This window comes from Arthrobacter sp. L77 (genome assembly GCF_000816565.1).
Classification (GTDB): domain Bacteria; phylum Actinomycetota; class Actinomycetes; order Actinomycetales; family Micrococcaceae; genus Arthrobacter_D; species Arthrobacter_D antioxidans.
Map to the genome: position 1 here is coordinate 498,799 of NZ_JWSU01000006.1, position 18,656 is coordinate 517,454.

Consider the following 18,656-nt stretch of genomic DNA (forward strand, 5'->3'; position numbering starts at 1 on the left):
GACTACTCGGACTGTTCCATGGGCGAGGACACCAGCATGCCCTCGTTGATCTCGCGCAGGGCGATGGAGAGGGGCTTCTCGTTCAGGCGGGTGTCGACGAGCGGGCCGACGTACTCGAAGAGGCCCTCGTGGAGCTGGGAGTAGTACGCGTTGATCTGGCGGGCGCGCTTGGCACCGTAGATCACGAGGGCATACTTCGAGTCCGAGGCCTCCAGCAGAGAATCGATCGGCGGGTTGATGATGCCTTCGGGCTGAGTTGACACAGAGTTCTCCAAAAAAATAAGGCGGGACCGGCCGGATCAGCGCGCTTCAGCGCTCCAGCGGACGCAGTCCCATCAGTGATACGAGCTCGTCTGCCGCATGCTCCACGGTGTCGTTGACGACGGTGTGGTTGAATTCCGGCTCGGCGGCAAGTTCCAGTTTAGCGGTTTCCAGCCGCTGCTGCTGTTCCTCGGCCGTTTCGGTGCCGCGCCCCGCGAGCCGACGCACCATCTCGTCCCAGCTGGGGGGCGTGAGGAACACGAAATTCGCCTCCGGCATGGTCTCCTTCACCTGGCGCGCCCCCTGGAGGTCGATCTCCAGGAGCACGGTCCGGCCCTCGTCCATCGCGGCCTGGACGGTCCGCCGCAGCGTCCCGTAGCGGTTGCGGCCGTGCACCACGGCCCACTCCAGCAGCTGCTCCTCGGCGACGAGCCGGTCGAATTCCTCCGGGGAGACGAAGAAGTAGTGCACGCCGTCGATCTCCCCCGGGCGCGGCGGGCGGGTGGTCGCGGACACGGAGAGCCATACCTCGGGATAGTGGTCCCGGATGTAGGTCGAGACTGTTCCCTTGCCGACCGCCGTCGGGCCGGCCAGGACTGTCAACCGGGGCTGTGACACTACCGCTTCCTTACTTTCTGGCCGAGCCAGACTGGTGTTGTTCGAGATAGGTGACGAGGGCCTTGCGCTGATGGATGCCGAGCCCGCGCACGCGCCGGGTCCCCGCGATGCCCACCTCCGCCATGATGGCGGCCGCTCGCACGTCGCCGACGCCGGGCAGGGCCTTGAGGAGGTCGAAGACCTTCAGGCGGCCCACGGCGTCGTCGCCGTCGGGGTTCTCGATCACGTCCGCCACGGAAAGCTTACCGGTCCTCAGCCTGGACTTGATGTCCGCCCGTACCGCACGCGCCGCCGTCGCCTTCTCGCGCGCCCGCGTCCGTTCGTCGTCCGTCAATGGCTTCAGGCTCACTGCTGCTCCCTACGCTGGACGGCACCACGAAGGGCGGCGACCGCTCGTCGTGTGGCTGGGTCAGGTGGATCGACGGACACGCCTGGTCGTCGTCCCGGGTGGGTGGGGGCCCGGCAGGCCCGGTGGAACGAACCTACCGGGCGCACGGCTCCGAAATCAATGCGCCCCCGCGCTCAGGCGAGCCCGTCGCGGGTACGCTCCGCCTCCGCGCGCAGCGCCGCCGCGTCGGGACCCGCGGCGAGGATCGCGCGGCTCGAGGTGGGCAGCACGAACGGCAGGGCCGCCCCGAACGCTGCCTCCAGCTCACGGCGCCCGGCACCCTGGGCGCCGACCCCGGGCGCCAGGACGGGGCCGTTGAGGGAGGGCAGGTCCAGGCCGAGCCGCTGCGCGGCGTCACCGATGGTCGCGCCGATCACCAGCCCCACATGGCCGGGCCCGGCGCCGGCGTTCTCCGCGGCCGCCGCGTGCGCGATGGACCGCGCCACGGACGCGTCCCCGCCCACGTGCTGCACCGAGCGGCCTTCGGGGTTGGACGTCAGCGCGAGGACGAACACCCCGCGTCCGGTCGCGGTGGCGAGGTCGAGGGCCGGTCGGAGGGACTCGAACCCGAGGTACGGGTTCAGGGTGACGGCGTCGGCCGCCAGCGGGCGGCCCTCCCCGAGCCACGCCTCGGCGTAGGCCCGCATGGTGGATCCGATGTCGCCGCGCTTGGCGTCCGCGATGGTGAGGACGCCGGCGTCGGCCGCACGCGCCAGCAGCGTCTCGAGGACCGCGAGTCCGCGCGCGCCGTGCCGTTCGTACAGCGCCACCTGCGGCTTGAGGGCCGCGGCGACCGGCCCGACGGCGTCCAGCACCGTCATGGAGAAGCGCTCGAGGCCCGCCGGGGAGTCCTCCAGCCCCCAGGCGTCCAGCAGACCGGGGTGCGGGTCGATGCCGACGCACAGGCTCCCCCGGGCCGCCCGGGCCGCCGCGAGCCGCCCCCCGAAGGGGGCGCGGGCCGCGGCGGCGCCGACCTCAGGAGGCATCGCGGGCCGCGGTGGACGCCTTGAGGTTCGCGGCGTGCTCCTGGAGGCTCGTCACCGACCACTCGTAGGAGCGCATGGCCTCGATCGCCTGCACGGCGGCCCCCACCTCGGGGATCGTCGTGATGACCGGGAGGCCGTAGGACGTCGCGGCCGCGCGGATCTCGTAGCCGTCGCCGCGCGCCTGGCCGCCCGAGGGCGTGTTGATGATCATGTCGATGCCGCCCCCGGTGATGAGGTCCACCACGGTGCCCTCACCGTGCGCCCCCGTACCCTCGGCGACCTTGCGGACCGTCGTCGCCTGGATGCCGTTGCGCCGCAGGACGTCCGCCGTGCCGCCCGTGGACACGATCTCGAAGCCGAGGTCCACGAGCCGCTTGACCGGCATGACGATGGCGCGCTTGTCCCGGTTGGCGACGGAGACGAAGACCTTGCCCTGCACCGGCAGGGCCGCGTTCGCCGCGGCCTGGCTCTTCGCGAAGGCCGTGTCGAAGTACTTGTCGATGCCCATCACCTCACCGGTGGACCGCATCTCCGGACCCAGCAGGGAGTCCACCACCGTGCCCTCGGGCGTGCGGAAACGGCTGAAGGGCAGCACTGCCTCCTTGACGGAGACCGGCGCGTCCAGCGGCAGCGAGCCGCCGTCACCCCGGGCCGGCAAGAGTCCGCGCCCACGCAGTTCCGCGACCGTGACCCCGGTGCCGATCAGGGCGGCACCCTTGGCGAGCTGCACGCCGGTGGCCTTCGAGACGAACGGCACGGTCCGCGAGGCGCGGGGATTCGCCTCGAGGACGTACAGGACGTCGGAGGCCAGCGCGAACTGGATGTTGATGAGCCCGCGCACGCCGACGCCCTCGGCGATCGCGAGCGTCGCCTCCCGGACACGCTGCAGCACATCGGCGCCGAGGGTGATGGGCGGCAGCACGCACGCCGAGTCGCCGGAGTGGATGCCGGCCTCCTCGATGTGCTCCATGATCCCGCCGAGGTACATCTCCGTCCCGTCGTACAGCGCGTCGACGTCGATCTCGATCGCGTCCTCGAGGAAGCGGTCGATGAGGACCGGGTGCGCCTCCGTGATCTCCGTGGCGTTGGCGATGTAGCGGGAGAGGTTCGGCTCGTCGTAGACGATCTCCATGCCGCGTCCGCCGAGGACGTAGGACGGACGCACCAGCACGGGGTAGCCGATGGCGTCGGCGATCTTCTTCGCGTCCTCGAAGGACACCGCGGTGCCGTTCTTGGGGGAGATCAGCCCGCCGGCGTCGAGCACGCGACTGAACGCCCCGCGGTGCTCGGCGAGGTCGATGGCCTCGGGCGACGTGCCGAGGATGGGGATGCCGGCGTCGGCGAGTTCCTGGGCGAGCTTCAGCGGCGTCTGGCCGCCGAGCTGGACGAACACGCCGAGGACCCCGCCGGTGCGCTGCTCGGCGGCGATGACCTCGAGGACGTCCTCGAGGGTCAGCGGCTCGAAGTACAGGCGCGTGGAGATGTCGTAGTCCGTGGAGACCGTCTCCGGGTTGCAGTTGACCATGACCGTCTCGTAGCCGGCCTCCCGCAGCGCCATCGTGGCGTGGACGCACGAGTAGTCGAACTCGATGCCCTGGCCGATCCGGTTGGGCCCGGAGCCGAGGATGATCACCGAGGGCTTCTCGTGCTGCGCCACCTCGTCCTCCTCGTCGTAGGACGAGTAGTGGTAGGGCGTGTAGGCGGCGAACTCCGCCGCGCACGTGTCCACGGTCTTGAAGACGGGGCGGATGCCGAGCGCGTGCCGCACCCCGCGCACCACGGCCTCGGGCGTGGAGGTGAGGGAGCCGATCTGCTCGTCGGAGAACCCGTGGCGCTTGGCGTGCCGCAGCACGTCCTCCGTGAGGTTCGGCGCCGAGCGCACCTCCTCCGCGATCTCGTTGAGGAGCACGAGCTGGTCGAGGAACCACGGGTCGATCGCCGTGGCCTCGTAGAGCCGCTCCACGGTGGCGCCGCCGAGCAGCGCGCGCTGCACCTGGGACAGCCGTTCGGTGGTGGGGCGCCGGGCCGCCTCGACGAGGGCGTCGACGTCCCCGGCGGGCACCGGCGCGAAGGACAGCTGCGACCCCTTCTGCTCGAGGGAGCGGAGTGCCTTCTGCAGCGCCTCCGTGAAGTTGCGGCCCATGGCCATGGCCTCGCCCACGGACTTCATGGTGGTGGTCAGCGTGGGGTCCGCGGCGGGGAACTTCTCGAACGCGAACCGCGGCACCTTGACCACCACGTAGTCGAGGGTCGGCTCGAAGGACGCCGGGGTCTTCAGCGTGATGTCGTTGGGGATCTCGTCGAGCGTGTAGCCGAGGGAGAGCTTCGTCGCGATCTTGGCGATCGCGAAGCCGGTGGCCTTCGACGCGAGGGCCGAGGACCGCGAGACGCGCGGGTTCATCTCGATGACGACGACGCGGCCCGTGTCCGGTTCGATGGCGAACTGGATGTTGCAGCCGCCCGTGTCGACGCCGACCTCGCGGATCACGGCGATCGAGATGTCCCGCAGGCGCTGGTACTCGCGGTCGGTGAGCGTCAGGGCCGGCGCCACCGTGATGGAGTCGCCGGTGTGCACGCCCACGGGGTCCACGTTCTCGATGGAGCACACCACCACGACGTTGTCGTTCCTGTCGCGCATCATCTCGAGCTCGTACTCCTTCCACCCGAGGATGCTCTCCTCGAGGAGGACCTCGCTCGTGGGGCTGTACTGCAGGCCCTGGCCGACGATGCGGCGCAGGTCCTGCTCGGTGTACGCGAGGCCGGAGCCGAGACCGCCCATCGTGAAGGACGGGCGGACCACCATCGGGTAGCCGAGGTCCTCGGCGGCCGCCAGGGCCTCGTCGATCGTGTGGATGATCGAGGACCGGGCCGACTCCGCACCGCAGCGCGCCACGACGCCCTTGAACTTCTCGCGGTCCTCGCCGAGCTCGATCGCGGCGATGTTCGCGCCGATGAGCTCGACGCCGTACTTCTCGAGGACGCCGTTCTTGTCGAGGGCGATCGCCGTGTTCAGTGCCGTCTGGCCGCCCAGGGTGGGCAGCAGGGCGTCCGGGCGCTCCTTCGCGATGATCTTCTCGACGACGTCCGGGGTGATCGGCTCCACGTACGTGGCGTCGGCGAACTCCGGATCGGTCATGATCGTGGCCGGGTTCGAGTTCACGAGGATGACGCGCAGGCCCTCCTCGCGCAGGACGCGCAGCGCCTGCGTGCCCGAGTAGTCGAATTCGGCGGCCTGCCCGATGACGATCGGCCCGGAGCCGATCACGAGGACGCTCTTGAGGTCGGTTCTGCGGGGCATCAGTTCTCTTCCTGGGTTGTGCTGCCGTGGCCGGGCTGGGCGCCCGCGTGGTCCTTCTCGGACCGCATCAGGTCGATGAAGCGGTCGAAGAGGTACGCCGAGTCGTGCGGACCGGCCGCCGCCTCGGGGTGGTACTGGACGGAGAAGGCCGGGATGTCCAGGCACGCCAGTCCCTCGACGACGTCGTCGTTCAGGCACACATGGCTCACCTCGACGCGGCCGTAGGTGCCGGCGGGCGCCTCGACGGGGCCGTCCAGCGGTGCGTCGACGGCGAAGCCGTGGTTCTGCGAGGTGATCTCCACCTTGCCGGTGCGGCGGTCCATGACCGGCTGGTTGATCCCCCGGTGGCCGTAACGGAGCTTGTAGGTACCGAAGCCGAGTGCGCGGCCGAGGATCTGGTTGCCGAAGCAGATGCCGAAGAACGGCACGCGCGCATCGAGCACGCGCCGCAGCAGGTCCACCTGGGCGTCGGCCGTCGCGGGATCGCCGGGCCCGTTGGACATGAAGACGCCGTCCGGCCGGGCGGCCATGACGTCGTCGAACGTCGCCGCGGCGGGCAGGACGACGGTGCGCACGCCGCGCTGGGCGAAGTGCCTGGGCGTCATCGCCTTGATGCCGAGGTCGAGCGCCGCGATGGTGGCCACCGTCTCGCCGGTCCAGCCGTGGTCGGCGGGTTCGACGACGTACGCCTCGTCGATGCTGACCTCCTCGGCGAGCCGCGAGCCAGCCATGGACGGCTGGGCGAGGACCAGCTCGAGGAGCCGGTCCGCGGGCAGCGCGGCGTCCGCGCCGGAGAAGATGCCGGCGCGCATGGCGCCGCGCTCGCGGAGGTGCCGGGTCACGGCGCGCGTGTCGACGCCCTCGATGCCGACGATCCCCTGCTCGCGCAGCTGGTCGTCGAGGCTCTGCTCGGAGCGCCAGTTGGAGGGACGGCGCGCTGCGTCCCGGATGACGTACCCGGCCACCCAGATGCGGCGCGACTCGGCGTCGTCGGCGTTCACCCCGGTGTTGCCGATGTGCGGCGCCGTCTGGACGACGAGCTGGCGGGCGTAGGACGGATCGGTGATGGTCTCCTGGTACCCGGTCATGCCGGTGGCGAAGACGGCCTCGCCGAGCGTGGTGCCCTCGGCCCCGTAGGCGCGGCCGCGGAAGATGCGGCCGTCCTCGAGGACGAGCACCGCGGGTGCCTGTCGGTGGACCGGTGCCGTTGTTGGAGCGTGGCTCACAGCTGTTCCCTGCCTTCGGGGGTCGGTGGAGTGCGGTCGGAGGTGGTGTCGGTGCGGGCGGTGTCCGGGGGCGCGGAGCGGGCCGGGACGAGCGCGGCCGTGGCGGCGACGAGCTGCGCCTTGTGCGCGGCGTGGCGTGTGCGGAACCCCGTGTCGACGCCGTGACCGCCGAGGCGCCAGGTGAGGATCACGAGCCCCTCCTTCTCGACGAACTTGCCGGTCATGCCGCCCGCGAGCTGCACCGAGGTGAGGTCGCCGCGCGGGATGAAGACGGTGCGGGCGCCCGTGCGCGTGATCAGGACGCCGTCCTCGTGGACGGAGGCGACGGCGTTGCCGCGCAGACCCAGCCCGTGGACCGCGATGCGGTCGAGCCAGTCCCCCGCCGTCGTCGTCGCGACGTACTGTCCCTCGGCCTCGTAGAGGACGGGCCCGAGGTCCGCGGGCGGCTCCGGCGGCACAGGGACGTCCGCCTGCCGACGCAGCCGGTTGCGCCATCCGAGGCCCATGAGCCCGACGATCCCGGCGATGATGCCGACGGTCAGGGCGACCCAGCCTAGAGATTCCACGCGGCGGCCCCTTCGGTCGCGGACTCCGGGCGGGGTGAGGCGAGGCGCCCGTCGAGGACCGTCGGGTGTCCGGCATAGAAGGTGGCGCGGACGCTGCCGGGCAGTTCGAGGCCGCGGAAGGGGCTGTTGCGGCCCTTCGTGGCCATCGTGGACGGATCGACGGTCCACCGCGCGGCCGGGTCGACGAGGATCAGGTTCGCGGGCTCGCCGACGGCGATCGGCCGGCCCTGGTGTCCGAGCCGGCCGATCGCCGCCGGGCTGACCGAGGTCACCCGGGCGAAGTCCTCCCAGTCCAGCAGGCCGGTCTCCACCATGGTGTGCTGCACCACGGACAGGGCGGTCTCGAGGCCCGTCATGCCCATGGCGGCCTGCGCCCACTCGCACTCCTTGTGCTCGCTCGGGTGCGGTGCGTGGTCGGTGCCGACGACGTCGATCGTGCCGTCGGCGAGGGCCGCACGCAGCGCGTGGACGTCGCCGGAGGTACGCAGCGGCGGGTTGACCTTGTAGACCGGGTCGTAGCTGCGGACGAGCTCGTCGGTCAGGAGCAGGTGGTGCGGGGTGACCTCGGCGGTGACGTCGATGCCGCGGGCCTTCGCCCACCGGATGATCTCCACCGACCCGGCCGTGGAGACGTGGCAGACGTGCAGGCGGGACCCGACGTGCTGGGCGAGCAGGACGTCGCGGGCGATGATGCTCTCCTCCGCCACGGCCGGCCAGCCGGTCAGGCCGAGGACGGCCGAGACCTCGCCCTCGTTCATCTGGGCGCCCTCGGTGAGGCGCGGTTCCTGCGCGTGCTGCGCGATGACGCCGTCGAACGCCTTGACGTATTCGAGTGCGCGGCGCATCAGGACGGGATCGTGGACGCAGATGCCGTCGTCGGAGAAGACGCGGACGGCCGCCCGCGACTCGGCCATGGCGCCGAGCTCGGCGAGCCGCTCGCCGCCCAGGCCGGCGGTCACGGCCCCGACCGGGCGGACCTCGACCCAGCCCGAGGCGAGGCCGAGGCGGTACACCTGCTCGACGACGCCGGCCGTGTCGGCGACGGGAGAGCTGTTGGCCATGGCGTGCACGGCCGTGAACCCGCCCAGCGCGGCGGCGCGCGACCCGGTCTCGACCGTCTCCGCGTCCTCCCGGCCCGGCTCGCGGAGGTGCGTGTGGAGGTCCACCATGCCGGGCAGGGCGATCAGGCCCGCGGCGTCGATGGTCTCGGCGTCGGCGGGTGCCTCGGCCGTCGCTGCGGCGCCGACGGCGGCGATGACGCCGTCACGGATGAGGAGGTCCTGGACGTCGCCGCCCAGGATCGAGGCGCCGCGGATGAGGTACGCGGGTCGGGTGGGACCGGTGGTACGGGTGGGGGTCGTCACGGGGTGCGGCCTTCCGGGATCAGGGCGGTCGGGTCATCGGTCTGGTCGTCGTGCTCGTCGCGCGGGTCCCCGGAGAGCAGCAGGTACAGCGCGGCCATGCGCACGGACACGCCGTTGCGGACCTGGGCGAGGACGGTGGAGCGGGGCGAGTCCGCGGCGGCGGAGGAGATCTCGAGGCCCCGGTTCATGGGCCCGGGGTGCATGATCACGGTGTCGTCCAGGCCCATCGTGTCCAGCAGTGCCAGCCGCCCGTCGTCGAAGCCCCAGCGCCGTGAGTACTCGCGCGTCGAGGGGAAGAACGCGGCGTTCATCCGCTCGGCCTGCAGGCGGAGCATCATGACGGCGTCGGGCCGCTGGGCGAGGGCGTCGTCGAGGTTGTAGAACACGGTGCAGGGCCAGGACCCGATGCCGACCGGGAGCAGGGTGGGCGGGCCGGCGAGGAGCACCTCCGCGCCGAGCGTGGTCAGCAGCCAGACGTTGGAGCGCGCCACCCGCGAGTGGAGGACGTCCCCGACGATCAGGACCTTCATGCCGGCCAGGGTGCTCCCGGCGCTGGGCATGCCGCCGAGCCGCGCCCAGTGCCGGCGCAGCGTGAAGGCGTCGAGCAGGGCCTGCGTGGGGTGTTCGTGCGTCCCGTCCCCGGCGTTGACGACGGCCGCGTCGATCCAGCCCGACGCCGCGAGCCGCGCCGGTGCGCCGGAGGCGGGGTGGCGGATGACGACGGCGTCCGCGCTCATGGCCTCCAGGGTCTGCGCGGTGTCCTTCAGGGATTCGCCCTTGGACACCGAGGATCCCTTGACCGCGAAGTTGATGACGTCGGCGGAGAGGCGTTTCGCCGCGGCCTCGAAGGAGATGCGGGTGCGGGTGGAGTCCTCGTAGAAGAGGTTCACCACGGTCCGGCCGCGCAGCGCGGGGAGCTTCTTGATCTCCCGCTCCCCCACCGCCGCCATCTCCTCGGCGACGTCCAGCAGGCGCAGGGCGCTCCTCGCTGACAGGTCCTGCGTGCTGAGCAGGTGCTTCACGCGCGGTCCTCGATGACGACCTCGTTCACGGCGGAGCCGCCGATCAGGTCGATCTCGGCGAGATGCACGCGCACGCGTTCGCGGGACGACGTCGGCAGGTTCTTGCCCACGTGGTCGGCGCGGATGGGGAGCTCGCGGTGGCCCCGGTCCACCAGCACCGCCAGACGGACGGCACGGGGCCGGCCGAGGTCGGCGAGGGCGTCCAGGGCGGCCCGGATGGTGCGCCCCGAGTAGAGGACGTCGTCGACGAGGACCACGACCTTGTCGTCGATGCCCGACGGCGGGAGCTGCGTCGCCAGCGGTGAGCGGGTGGGATTGCGGCGGAGGTCGTCCCGGTACATGGTGACGTCGAGCTGACCCGTGATGAGGTCCGGATCCACCGAGGGATCCACGGACGCGATCTTCTGGGCGAGGCGCTGGGCCAGCGGGAAACCCCTGCGGGGGATGCCGAGGAGCACGAGGTCACGCGAGCCCTTGTTCGCCTCGAGGATCTCGTGGGCGATGCGTGTGAGTGCGCGGTCTATGTCTGCTGCTGCGAGAACAACGCGCTTGGTGATGCCGGAATCCGAGGCAGGCATGGTCATAACACGCTTCCTCCTTCCCCGCCTCACGGGACGGAACTTAAAGGGTGGTTGCGCCTTCAAAACTACCACAGCGGTGCATGCCCCTAGGGTTGGAGCATGGCGACGAACAACCAGGGCTACGGCCGACCGGCCGACTCCCCGCGGGAACGGCAGGACCAGCAGTGGCACCGGCACGGCGACCAGGGATGGTGGGGCGACACGACCGTGCGGCACCCCCGGGCTGCCCCGACCCGTGGCACGGGCGACGCCTTCCACCCCGTGTGGGACAGGCCGCCCCGACGCCGTCGCGTGCTCGACGTCCTCCTCGTGCTCGTCGCGGCCCTGGTGGTCGCGGCCGTCCTCCTGCTCCTCTCGCTGTCCCTCGGCCCGTCCGCCTTCGTCCTCTGCGGGATCCTCGCGCTGGTCCCGCTGGGCATCTGCCTGGTCGGGCTGCGCTGGATCGACCGGTGGGACCCCGAACCACGCGGGGCCCTGCTCTTCGCGTTCCTGTGGGGTGCCGGAGCGTCCGTCGCCGTGACCCTGCTGCTCGGCACCTATGTGGTGGAGCTGCTCGGGGACGCGCTCACCACCACCTCCCCCGACGTGATCGGCCCGGTGCTGCAGGCCCCGCTCGTGGAGGAGTTCGCCAAGGGCCTCGGCGTGCTGATCCTCGTGTACACACGCCGCAGCCACTTCGACGGGCCCGTGGACGGCATCGTCTACGCCGGGACGGTCGCGGCGGGCTTCGCCTTCACCGAGAACATCCTCTACTTCGGCTCCGCCGTGATGGACTCCGGCAACGCCGGGGCCCTCGTGGGGGTGTTCGTGCTGCGCGGGCTGTTCTCCCCGTTCGCCCACGTCATGTTCACCGCCCTGCTCGGGTTCGTGCTCGGGTACGCGCTGACCCGTGGCGGCGGGAATGCGCGGATCCTCGGCGCCTTCGCCCTCGGGCTCCTGCCGGCGATCGCCGGGCACATGCTGTGGAACGGCGGCACGATCCTCCTGTTCGACAACTTCTTCCTCTTCTACTTCGTCGTGCAGGTGCCGCTGTTCGTGGCCGCCGTGATCGCCGTCGTCCTCCTCCGGCGCGCCGAGCAGCGCCTCACCGAGGCGCGGCTCGGCGACTACGCACAGGCAGGCTGGTTCACGGCCGAGGAGGTGAGCATGCTCGCCACCCGCCCCGGCCGGGCACGGGCTCTCGCCTGGGCCAGGACCGTCGGGGCGAGGGAGGACATGCAGGCTTTCATCCGGACGGGGTCGCGCATCGCGCACACGCGCCAGCGGATGCTGGGCGGCCGGCGCGACGGCGACTACGCGGCCGAGGAGCGTGCCCTGCTGGCGGAGGCGTCGCAGCGGCGGACCCGGATCTTCGAGAAGGCCTCGGCCGTCCGGTAGGTGCGGCGCGGTCGGCCGGTCGGGCGCTCACCTGCGGTCGGTGCCCGACGACGGAACCCACCACACGTGCCCGACGAATGCCCGGAGCCGGGAACGCAGAAGCTCCCGTGGGCCGTCGACGGCCTGCGGGAGCTTCCGGAGGGGAGATATGGGGCGTCGCTCAGGCCAGCAGGGTCGGCTTGAGCTGCTGCAGCCGTCCGAGGAGGCCGTTGACGAACTTCGGCGACTCGTCGGTGGAGAGCATCTTCGCGAGCTCGACGGCCTCGCTGACGGCGACGCCGTCGGGGACGTCGTCGTTGTAGAGCAGCTCCCAGCTGCCGATGCGCAGGATCATGAGGTCCACCGCGGGCATGCGGTCGAGCGTCCACCCCTGCGAATAGGTGCTCAGGAACTCGTCGATCTGCTCCTGGCGCTCCAGGACGCCCTCGACGACGTCCACCGTGTAGTCCGCGATGACCATGTCCGTCTTCTCGCGGCGGGCACGGATGACCTCGAGGGCCGGCATGTCGCGCTGCGCGGACTCGAAGAGGATGTCCAGGGCCCGACGTCGGGCCTTACTGCGTGCGCTCACTCGTTGACGCGTCCCAGGTACTCGCCCGTGCGGGTGTCCACCTTGACCTTGGTGCCGGTGCCGAGGAACAGGGGGACCTGGATCTCGTGGCCGGTCTCGACGGTGGCGGGCTTGGTGCCGCCCGTGGAGCGGTCGCCCTGCAGGCCCGGCTCCGTGTAGGTGATCTCCAGCGTCACGGACGCGGGGAGCTCGACGTACAGCGGCGAGCCCTCGTGCATGGCGATCGTGGCCATCTGGCTCTCGAGCATGAAGTTCGCGGCGTTGCCGACGGTCTTGCCCGGCACCGTGATCTGGTCGTAGTCCGTGGTGTCCATGAAGACGTAGTCCTCGCCGTCCTTGTACAGGTACTGGTAGTCGCGGCGGTCCACGGTGGCCGTCTCGATCTTCAGGCCCGCGTTGAAGGTCTTGTCGACCACCTTGCCGGAGAGGATGTTGCGGAGCTTGGTGCGGACGAAGGCGCCACCCTTGCCGGGCTTGACGTGCTGGAATTCGAGGACGTTCCAGAGGTTGCCTTCGAGCTTCAGAACGGTGCCGTTCTTGATGTCGTTCGTGGTCGCCACAGATTCACTTTCGTCGGGTTCTCGGATGGATCGGCCGGCCGGGGCACAGCGGGCGCGCGGAGGCACGCCAAAAGTCCAGAGCCCAGTCTACCCCGTACGGCCCGAGGCCGGGCGGCCGCGGTCAGGCCGTGGTCAGCACGTGGTCAGGACGCGATCTCCTGGTAGGCCGCGAAGAGGAGCGACGTGTCGGGGACCTCGAGCATGCCCGGCCTGCCGATGCCGTCCAGCACCACGAAGCGCAGGAGGTCGCCGCGGGACTTCTTGTCGCGGCGCATCCCGTCCAGGAGCGAGGCCCAGCGGTCGCGCCGGTACGTGACCGGCAGGCCGAGGGCCTCGAGGATGCTCCTGTGGCGGTCGGCGTCGACGTCGCTGAGCCGCCCGACCATCCGCGACAGTTCCGCGGCGAACACGAGGCCCACCGAGACGGCCGCGCCGTGGCGCCACGAGTACCGTTCGGCGAGCTCGATGGCGTGGCCCAGGGTGTGGCCGTAGTTCAGGTACTCGCGGCGGCCCGATTCCCGGAGGTCCTCGGAGACGATGTCCGCCTTCACGCGGATGGACCGTTCCACGAGGTCCCGCAGCACGGGCGAGCCCGCGTCGGTCGCCGCGGCCTGGTCCTGCTCGATCAGGTCGAGGATCACCGGATCCGCGATGAACCCGCACTTGACCACCTCGGCGAGTCCTGTCACGAGCTCGTTCTTCGGCAGCGTGCCCAGCGCGTCGAGGTCCACCAGGACGGCGGCCGGCGGGTGGAAGGCGCCCACGAGGTTCTTGCCCTCGGCGGTGTTGATGCCGGTCTTCCCTCCGACGGCGGCGTCCACCATGCCGAGCAGGCTGGTGGGCAGGTGGACCACGCGGACACCGCGGAGCCAGGTCGCCGCGACGAAACCGCCGAGGTCCGTCACCGATCCCCCGCCGACGGTGACCACGGCGTCCGAGCGCGTGAAGTCGTTCTGGCCGAGGACCTGCCAGCAGAAGGCGGCCACCTGGATGTGCTTGCCCTCCTCGGCGTCGGGGATCTCGGCGGTCACGGCGGTGAAGCCGGCATCGGCGAGCTCGTCGCGGACGGTGTCGCCGGTGGCGCGCAGCGCCCTCGGGTGGATCACCAGAACGCGCCGCACGCGCTCACCGAGGATCGCGGGCAGCCGCCCGAGGAGTCCGTGCCCGACGACGACGTCGTACGAGTCTCCGGGCGTGCTCCCGGTGACGGGGATGATGGTGGGGGTCTCAGTGTCCATGGTGTGTCGTCCCGCTCTCGTGGTCCAGGTGGTGTGTCGCGTCGTGGGTCGCCGCCGGGGTGGTGTCGCCGGGCCCGCCGTCGCTGCGGTGCAGGGCCGGCACTGCCCGGAGTACCGCCGCGGTGACCGCGCGGACGGAGAGGCCACGCGTGTCGACGACGGTGGTGGCCAGCGCGGCATAGACGGGCCGCCGCGCGTCGTACAGTTCCTGCCACCGTTCCGCCGGTCGTCCGGCCAGCAGCGGCCGGCTCGCATCGGCGCCGATGCGCGGCAGGACGGCCGCGAGGTCGGTGTCGAGGAAGACGACCGTCGTGTCCTGCAGCAGGTCCCGGGTCCGCGGGTGGAGGACGGCCCCGCCGCCCAGGGAGACGACGGCGTCCTCGTCGAGGGCCGCCCGGACGACGTCGGCCTCGAGGGCGCGGAAGGCCTCCTCGCCCTGGCGGGCGAAGATCCCGGCGATGCTCCCGTGCCGTTCGACGATCACCCGGTCGGTGTCGATGAACGGGGCGCCGATCCGTTCGGCGAGCATCCTGCCCACCGCCGATTTGCCGACCGCCATGGGACCCACGAGGACGACGGGCCTGGTCCCGTGCATCAGGCCCCTGCGGAGTCCAGGAACTCCGGGATGTTCTCGAGGTAGCTGCGCAGGTTGCGGGCGGTCTCGGCCAGCGAGTCGCCGCCGAACTTCTCGGTGACGGCCTCCGCCAGCACGAGGGCCGTCATGGCCTCGGCGACGACGCCGGCTGCGGGGACGGCGCACACGTCCGAGCGCTGGTGGTGCGCGCGGGCAGCGGCGCCGGTGCTCACGTCGACGGTCCGGAGGGCCCGGGGAACGGTCGCGATGGGCTTCATGGCGGCGCGGACGCGGAGCGTGTCCCCGATGCTCATGCCGCCCTCGATCCCGCCGGCGCGGTTGCTGGTGCGGACGATCTTGCCCTCCTCGTTGCGCACGATCTCGTCGTGGGCCGCGGTGCCGCGTCGCGCGGCGGTGTCGAAGCCGTCGCCGACCTCCACGCCCTTGATGGCCTGGATGCCCATGAGGGCGGCGGCGAGGCGGGAATCGAGCCGCCGGTCCCAGTGCACGTAGCTGCCGAGGCCCGGCGGGAGTCCGTACGCGACCACCTCGACGACGCCGCCGAGCGTCTCGCCCTCCTTGTGGGCGGCGTCGACCTCCGCCACCATCGCGTCCGAGGTGTCACGGTGGAAGCAGCGCAGCGGATCGGTGTCGAGGGCGATCACGTCGTCCGGCGTCGGCAGGACGGCGTCCTCCGGCACCGAGACGTACCCGACGGCCACGGTGTGGCTGACGAGGCGGATACCGAGGCCCTCGAGGAATTTCGCGGCGACGGCCCCGAGCGCCACCCGGGTGGCCGTCTCGCGGGCGCTGGCACGCTCCAGGACGGGACGGGCCTCGTCGAAGCCGTACTTCTGCATGCCGGTGAAGTCGGCGTGCCCGGGGCGCGGGCGGGTCAGGGGGGCGTTGCGGGCCGAATCGGCGAGGTCCGCGGCGTCCTGCTCACCCAGGGGGTCGGCGGACATGATCTTCTCCCACTTGGGCCACTCGGTGTTCGCCACCTCGATGACGACGGGGCCGCCCTGGGTCAGCCCGTGCCGGACGCCGCCCATGATGCGCACCTGGTCCCGCTCGAACTTCATGCGGGCGCCGCGCCCGTACCCGAGCCGACGGCGGGCCAGCGCGTCCTGGATGTCGGTGCTCGTGATCCCCACCCCCGCGGGCATGCCCTCGATGATGCCGACCACGGCGGGGCCGTGCGATTCTCCTGCCGTCAACCAACGCAACATGGCTTCCATACTGCCATGCGGCGCGGCACACCTCAGCGCCGGACGGCACCCACTGCGTCATACATCACGCGCAGGACGACGGCGCGGTCCGCACCGGCCTCGGGGAAGAACAGCGCCACCTGCTCGACGGCCTGGTGGATCAGCATGTCGAGGCCGGGCACGATGCGCCCGCCGGCCTGCTGCCACGCCGCGGCGAGCCGGCTCGGCCAGGGGTCGTAGGCGACGTCGAGCAGCGTCCCGTCCGTGCGGAACCCCGCGTGGGCCGCGAGCTCGCGGGCCAGCGGGTCGGCGGCGCGCGGCGGCAGGGTCGAGACGACGACGTCGGACGCCGGCACGACCTCGGCCGCATGGGACCACGGGACGAGGGCGATCTCCACCCCGAGGGCCCCACCGATGCGCTGGAGGTCCGCCGCGGCTGCCGGACGGCGCACGATCACGGACACCGCGCCGGCACCGAGCTGCGCGAGCCCGGCCACCGCGGCGGCGGCGGTGCCCCCACCGCCCAGGACGGCGGCGCGCTGCGGCGTCCCCACGCCTGACGCGGCGAGGGCGTGGGCCACCCCGGCGACGTCGGTGTTGTGACCGGTGAGCGTGGGATGCGGGCCGACGCCGACGACGACCGTGTTGACGACGCCGAGGACGTCCGCCGGCGCCGTCGTGCTGTCGACCAGCCGCGCGACGGCACCCTTGAGGGGCATCGTCACGGACAGCCCGCGCCATGCGGTGCCGGCGCGCAGGTCGTCGAGGAACGCTCCCACCTGCGCCTCATCGACGTCGATCGCGGAGTAGGAGCAGTCGATGCCGAGCGCCCGGTATACGGCCCCGTGCAGCAGGGGCGATTTCGAGTGCGCGATCGGCGAACCGATCACGGCGGCCCGGAACTCCCGGGCCGCCGTCGTGCCTGTCGGCACCACCTACTGGCACCGTCCCGGATTGTCGCCACACCAGGCGTCGTATTCGGCGACGTAGCGCAGGTGCTCCGCGTACGTCTCCGAGAACTTGGTCTCCCCCGTGTCGAGGTCCACCGTCACCCAGAAGTAGAACGGCACGTCCGCGGGATTGACGGTCGCGTCGATCGCCTCGTCGCTGGGGGAGCCGATCGGCCCCTTCGGGAGCCCCGGGTTGGCGTACGTGTTGTACGGGTTGGAGGTGTCGTTCTTCTCCTCCTCCGTCAGCTGGTAGGTGCGCGTCCCGAGCCCGTAGGTCACCGACGCGTCCGACTGGATCAGGCCGTTGGTCTCCGTGTTGCCCGGCTTCAGCCGGTTGTAGATGGATCCGGCGACCGTCGCGTAGTCGCCTTCCTGCGCTTCCGCCTGGACAATGCTCGCCACGGTCAGGATCTCGTACTGCTCGTCCGGGTCGGTGACGCCGTCCTCGGCGAGCCGGTCGGTGGTCGCCGTGACCAGCTCGGTGATGATGTCCGTGGCGGTGGCCTCGACGTCGAAGCGGTACTCGCCCGGATGCAGGTAGCCCTCGAGGGAGAGCGCCTGCGCGGGAAGCCCGAACTGCCCCGGGTCCTCGCCGAGGGCGTCGAACTCCGCGCGCGGGATGCCCGTGGACTCACTGAGGATGTCGAACACCTCGCCCTGCCGCAGGTCGCGGGCGATCGCGGCATAGGAGACCATCGTCGGGTCCTCGCCGAGGAGTGCTTCGGCGGCGGCGGCGGAGGACATCTGCAGGCGCATCTCGTACTCGCCCGGCTGGACCTCGCGGCCTTCGGCGATGGCGCTGAGCGCCGTCACGAACGTCGCGGAGTCCGCCACGATGTCGGCTGCTTCGAGGCCGGTCCCGATCGCCAGCGCCCCGGCCCCCTCGGGGACCGCGAACACCGTCTCCTGGCCGCCCGGTCCCGCATAGTCCTTGACGTCGTTGAACCCCAGGAAGTCGCGCAGCATGAGGGCGGCACCGTATACAGTGCCGGCGAACACGGCGAGGACCACGAGCATGACGACGGTACGGCGGAGACGCCGGCGCCGCTTCGCCTTCGAGGGAGGCCGCCCGGTGTCGCGGGGCGGCACGTCCTGCGCCACGAAGAACTCCTCGACCGGCTCGGGGTGGGTGTAGTCGTCCCGGCGGGCGTCGTCGTGTCCGTCGACACCCTGGTCGACGGCCTGGTCTGCAGGGTGGTCCGCCGCATCGTCTGCGGCGCCCTGGGGGGCGGAATGGCGGTCGCTCACGACTCGGATTCCCTCCTGCTGGGCGTACTGTGTCTGATGACTGGCTCCTCCGTAGGGGTCGGCAGCGGGCTTTGCGCGTCCGTTGCGGCTCGCACAGGAACCGGATCCCCCACATCCCGTCCACGTGAACGTTGCGTATCGATGGCATGCTGGAGTATTTCGACGGCAGCCACCTGATCTACCACCTTACGATGATCACGGCTCCCGAGACCAGCGGCGTGCAGGGAACGGTGGGCCGACACCGTGCTCAGCCTCTCGTCCACCAGGCGTACCGGTAGCGGATGGGACTGTCGGAGGAGTTCGTCCACGAGCAGGCCCGCGTACTCCCGTGCCATCTCCGCGGAGGGGCCCTCCCGGCCGCTGAGATTCTTCGGGAGTCCCACGATGATCTGCACGGCGCCGCGTTCCACGGCCTCCCGGACCAGGATCCGCAGGTCGCTGTTCTTCCGCGCATCCCGCTTGAGCGTGCGGATCGGCGTGGCGATCAGTCCGTCGCGGTCGCACCCGGCGAGGCCCACCCGGACCTGCCCGACGTCGACCCCGAGTTTCGGCCCGGAGGGGTAGGGAGCGCCACCGGGTGTGCCGGACGCCGCTCCCCCGCCGTTCTCCTCCACGGGTGC

At 71.4% G+C, this 18,656-nt stretch carries 19 protein-coding genes; 1 reads left to right on the top strand and 18 read right to left on the bottom strand.

Annotated features, from left to right (window positions below; all coding sequences use genetic code 11):
* Nucleotides 1-2 precede the first annotated feature (2 nt).
* From rpoZ to pyrR, 10 genes are all read right to left on the bottom strand, one after another.
* Complete coding sequence (gene rpoZ, locus RY94_RS12490) at nucleotides 3-263, bottom strand: DNA-directed RNA polymerase subunit omega (protein WP_043445516.1); 261 nt, start codon at nucleotides 261-263, stop codon at nucleotides 3-5.
* 46 nt (nucleotides 264-309) lie between these two features.
* Nucleotides 310-879 carry a guanylate kinase gene (gmk, locus tag RY94_RS12495; protein ID WP_043445527.1) on the bottom strand — a complete coding sequence of 190 codons (570 nt, stop codon included), beginning with the start codon at nucleotides 877-879 and terminating at the stop codon, nucleotides 310-312.
* 10 nt (nucleotides 880-889) lie between these two features.
* Nucleotides 890-1,228: an integration host factor, actinobacterial type gene (mihF, locus tag RY94_RS12500; RefSeq protein ID WP_043445530.1), complete on the bottom strand. Its 339-nt coding sequence runs from the start codon at nucleotides 1,226-1,228 to the stop codon at nucleotides 890-892.
* Between the two features lie 173 nt (nucleotides 1,229-1,401).
* On the bottom strand, nucleotides 1,402-2,253 hold the full coding sequence (gene pyrF / locus RY94_RS12505; protein ID WP_043445533.1) for an orotidine-5'-phosphate decarboxylase: 852 nt from the start codon (nucleotides 2,251-2,253) through the stop codon (nucleotides 1,402-1,404).
* The gene (gene carB / locus RY94_RS12510; protein WP_043445535.1) at nucleotides 2,243-5,551 is read right to left on the bottom strand and encodes a carbamoyl-phosphate synthase large subunit; all 3,309 of its coding nucleotides are present in this window, start codon (nucleotides 5,549-5,551) and stop codon (nucleotides 2,243-2,245) included. The genes pyrF and carB overlap by 11 nt, the downstream gene beginning before the upstream one ends.
* Nucleotides 5,551-6,777, bottom strand: coding sequence for a glutamine-hydrolyzing carbamoyl-phosphate synthase small subunit (carA, locus tag RY94_RS12515; RefSeq protein WP_043445538.1), 1,227 nt, complete (start codon nucleotides 6,775-6,777; stop codon nucleotides 5,551-5,553). Before carA ends, carB begins: the two co-directional genes overlap by 1 nt.
* Entirely contained in the window at nucleotides 6,774-7,283 is a 510-nt protein-coding gene (locus RY94_RS12520) for a PH-like domain-containing protein (protein WP_442853456.1), read from the bottom strand. Before RY94_RS12520 ends, carA begins: the two co-directional genes overlap by 4 nt.
* 47 nt (nucleotides 7,284-7,330) lie before the next feature.
* Nucleotides 7,331-8,707, bottom strand: coding sequence for a dihydroorotase (locus RY94_RS12525; RefSeq protein ID WP_052274319.1), 1,377 nt, complete (start codon nucleotides 8,705-8,707; stop codon nucleotides 7,331-7,333).
* Entirely contained in the window at nucleotides 8,704-9,729 is a 1,026-nt protein-coding gene (locus tag RY94_RS12530; protein WP_052274320.1) for an aspartate carbamoyltransferase catalytic subunit, read from the bottom strand. The genes RY94_RS12525 and RY94_RS12530 overlap by 4 nt, the downstream gene beginning before the upstream one ends.
* On the bottom strand, nucleotides 9,726-10,307 hold the full coding sequence (pyrR, locus tag RY94_RS12535; RefSeq protein WP_418909766.1) for a bifunctional pyr operon transcriptional regulator/uracil phosphoribosyltransferase PyrR: 582 nt from the start codon (nucleotides 10,305-10,307) through the stop codon (nucleotides 9,726-9,728). The genes RY94_RS12530 and pyrR overlap by 4 nt, the downstream gene beginning before the upstream one ends.
* Nucleotides 10,308-10,409: 102 nt before the next feature.
* On the opposite strand from pyrR, the gene RY94_RS12540 reads away from it, so the two are divergent.
* Nucleotides 10,410-11,687 carry a PrsW family intramembrane metalloprotease gene (locus RY94_RS12540; RefSeq protein WP_052274321.1) on the top strand — a complete coding sequence of 426 codons (1,278 nt, stop codon included), beginning with the start codon at nucleotides 10,410-10,412 and terminating at the stop codon, nucleotides 11,685-11,687.
* Between the two features lie 160 nt (nucleotides 11,688-11,847).
* On the opposite strand, the gene nusB is transcribed toward RY94_RS12540, so the two are convergent.
* From nusB to ruvX, 8 genes are all read right to left on the bottom strand, one after another.
* Nucleotides 11,848-12,258: a transcription antitermination factor NusB gene (nusB, locus tag RY94_RS12545; protein ID WP_043445544.1), complete on the bottom strand. Its 411-nt coding sequence runs from the start codon at nucleotides 12,256-12,258 to the stop codon at nucleotides 11,848-11,850.
* Nucleotides 12,255-12,818, bottom strand: a complete 564-nt coding sequence (efp, locus tag RY94_RS12550; RefSeq protein WP_043445547.1) for an elongation factor P — start codon at nucleotides 12,816-12,818, stop codon at nucleotides 12,255-12,257. Before efp ends, nusB begins: the two co-directional genes overlap by 4 nt.
* A gap of 143 nt (nucleotides 12,819-12,961) precedes the next feature.
* A complete protein-coding gene (gene aroB, locus RY94_RS12555; protein WP_043445549.1) occupies nucleotides 12,962-14,056 on the bottom strand; it encodes a 3-dehydroquinate synthase in 1,095 nt (364 codons plus the stop codon).
* Nucleotides 14,046-14,651, bottom strand: coding sequence for a shikimate kinase (locus tag RY94_RS12560; protein WP_082046324.1), 606 nt, complete (start codon nucleotides 14,649-14,651; stop codon nucleotides 14,046-14,048). The genes aroB and RY94_RS12560 overlap by 11 nt, the downstream gene beginning before the upstream one ends.
* On the bottom strand, nucleotides 14,651-15,859 hold the full coding sequence (gene aroC, locus RY94_RS12565; protein ID WP_043445553.1) for a chorismate synthase: 1,209 nt from the start codon (nucleotides 15,857-15,859) through the stop codon (nucleotides 14,651-14,653). The genes RY94_RS12560 and aroC overlap by 1 nt, the downstream gene beginning before the upstream one ends.
* Before the next feature lie 32 nt (nucleotides 15,860-15,891).
* Nucleotides 15,892-16,773 carry a shikimate dehydrogenase gene (locus RY94_RS12570; RefSeq protein ID WP_231554522.1) on the bottom strand — a complete coding sequence of 294 codons (882 nt, stop codon included), beginning with the start codon at nucleotides 16,771-16,773 and terminating at the stop codon, nucleotides 15,892-15,894.
* Nucleotides 16,774-18,036 carry an endolytic transglycosylase MltG gene (gene mltG, locus RY94_RS12575; protein ID WP_082046325.1) on the bottom strand — a complete coding sequence of 421 codons (1,263 nt, stop codon included), beginning with the start codon at nucleotides 18,034-18,036 and terminating at the stop codon, nucleotides 16,774-16,776.
* The gene (ruvX, locus tag RY94_RS12580) at nucleotides 18,033-18,650 is read right to left on the bottom strand and encodes a Holliday junction resolvase RuvX (protein WP_043445556.1); all 618 of its coding nucleotides are present in this window, start codon (nucleotides 18,648-18,650) and stop codon (nucleotides 18,033-18,035) included. The genes mltG and ruvX overlap by 4 nt, the downstream gene beginning before the upstream one ends.
* Nucleotides 18,651-18,656 lie beyond the last annotated feature (6 nt).

Excerpts from the sequence above, each read along its gene's own strand:
- carB (WP_043445535.1), bottom strand. The coding sequence starts at position 5,551 with ATGCCCCGCAGAACCGACCTCAAGAGCGTCCTCGTGATCGGCTCCGGG.
- pyrF (WP_043445533.1), bottom strand. The coding sequence starts at position 2,253 with ATGCCTCCTGAGGTCGGCGCCGCCGCGGCCCGCGCCCCCTTCGGGGGG.
- RY94_RS12540 (WP_052274321.1), top strand. The coding sequence starts at position 10,410 with ATGGCGACGAACAACCAGGGCTACGGCCGACCGGCCGACTCCCCGCGG.
- aroC (WP_043445553.1), bottom strand. The coding sequence starts at position 15,859 with ATGTTGCGTTGGTTGACGGCAGGAGAATCGCACGGCCCCGCCGTGGTC.
- RY94_RS12520 (WP_442853456.1), bottom strand. The coding sequence starts at position 7,283 with ATGGGCCTCGGATGGCGCAACCGGCTGCGTCGGCAGGCGGACGTCCCT.
- aroB (WP_043445549.1), bottom strand. The coding sequence starts at position 14,056 with ATGGACACTGAGACCCCCACCATCATCCCCGTCACCGGGAGCACGCCC.
- pyrR (WP_418909766.1), bottom strand. The coding sequence starts at position 10,307 with ATGCCTGCCTCGGATTCCGGCATCACCAAGCGCGTTGTTCTCGCAGCA.
- RY94_RS12560 (WP_082046324.1), bottom strand. The coding sequence starts at position 14,651 with ATGCACGGGACCAGGCCCGTCGTCCTCGTGGGTCCCATGGCGGTCGGC.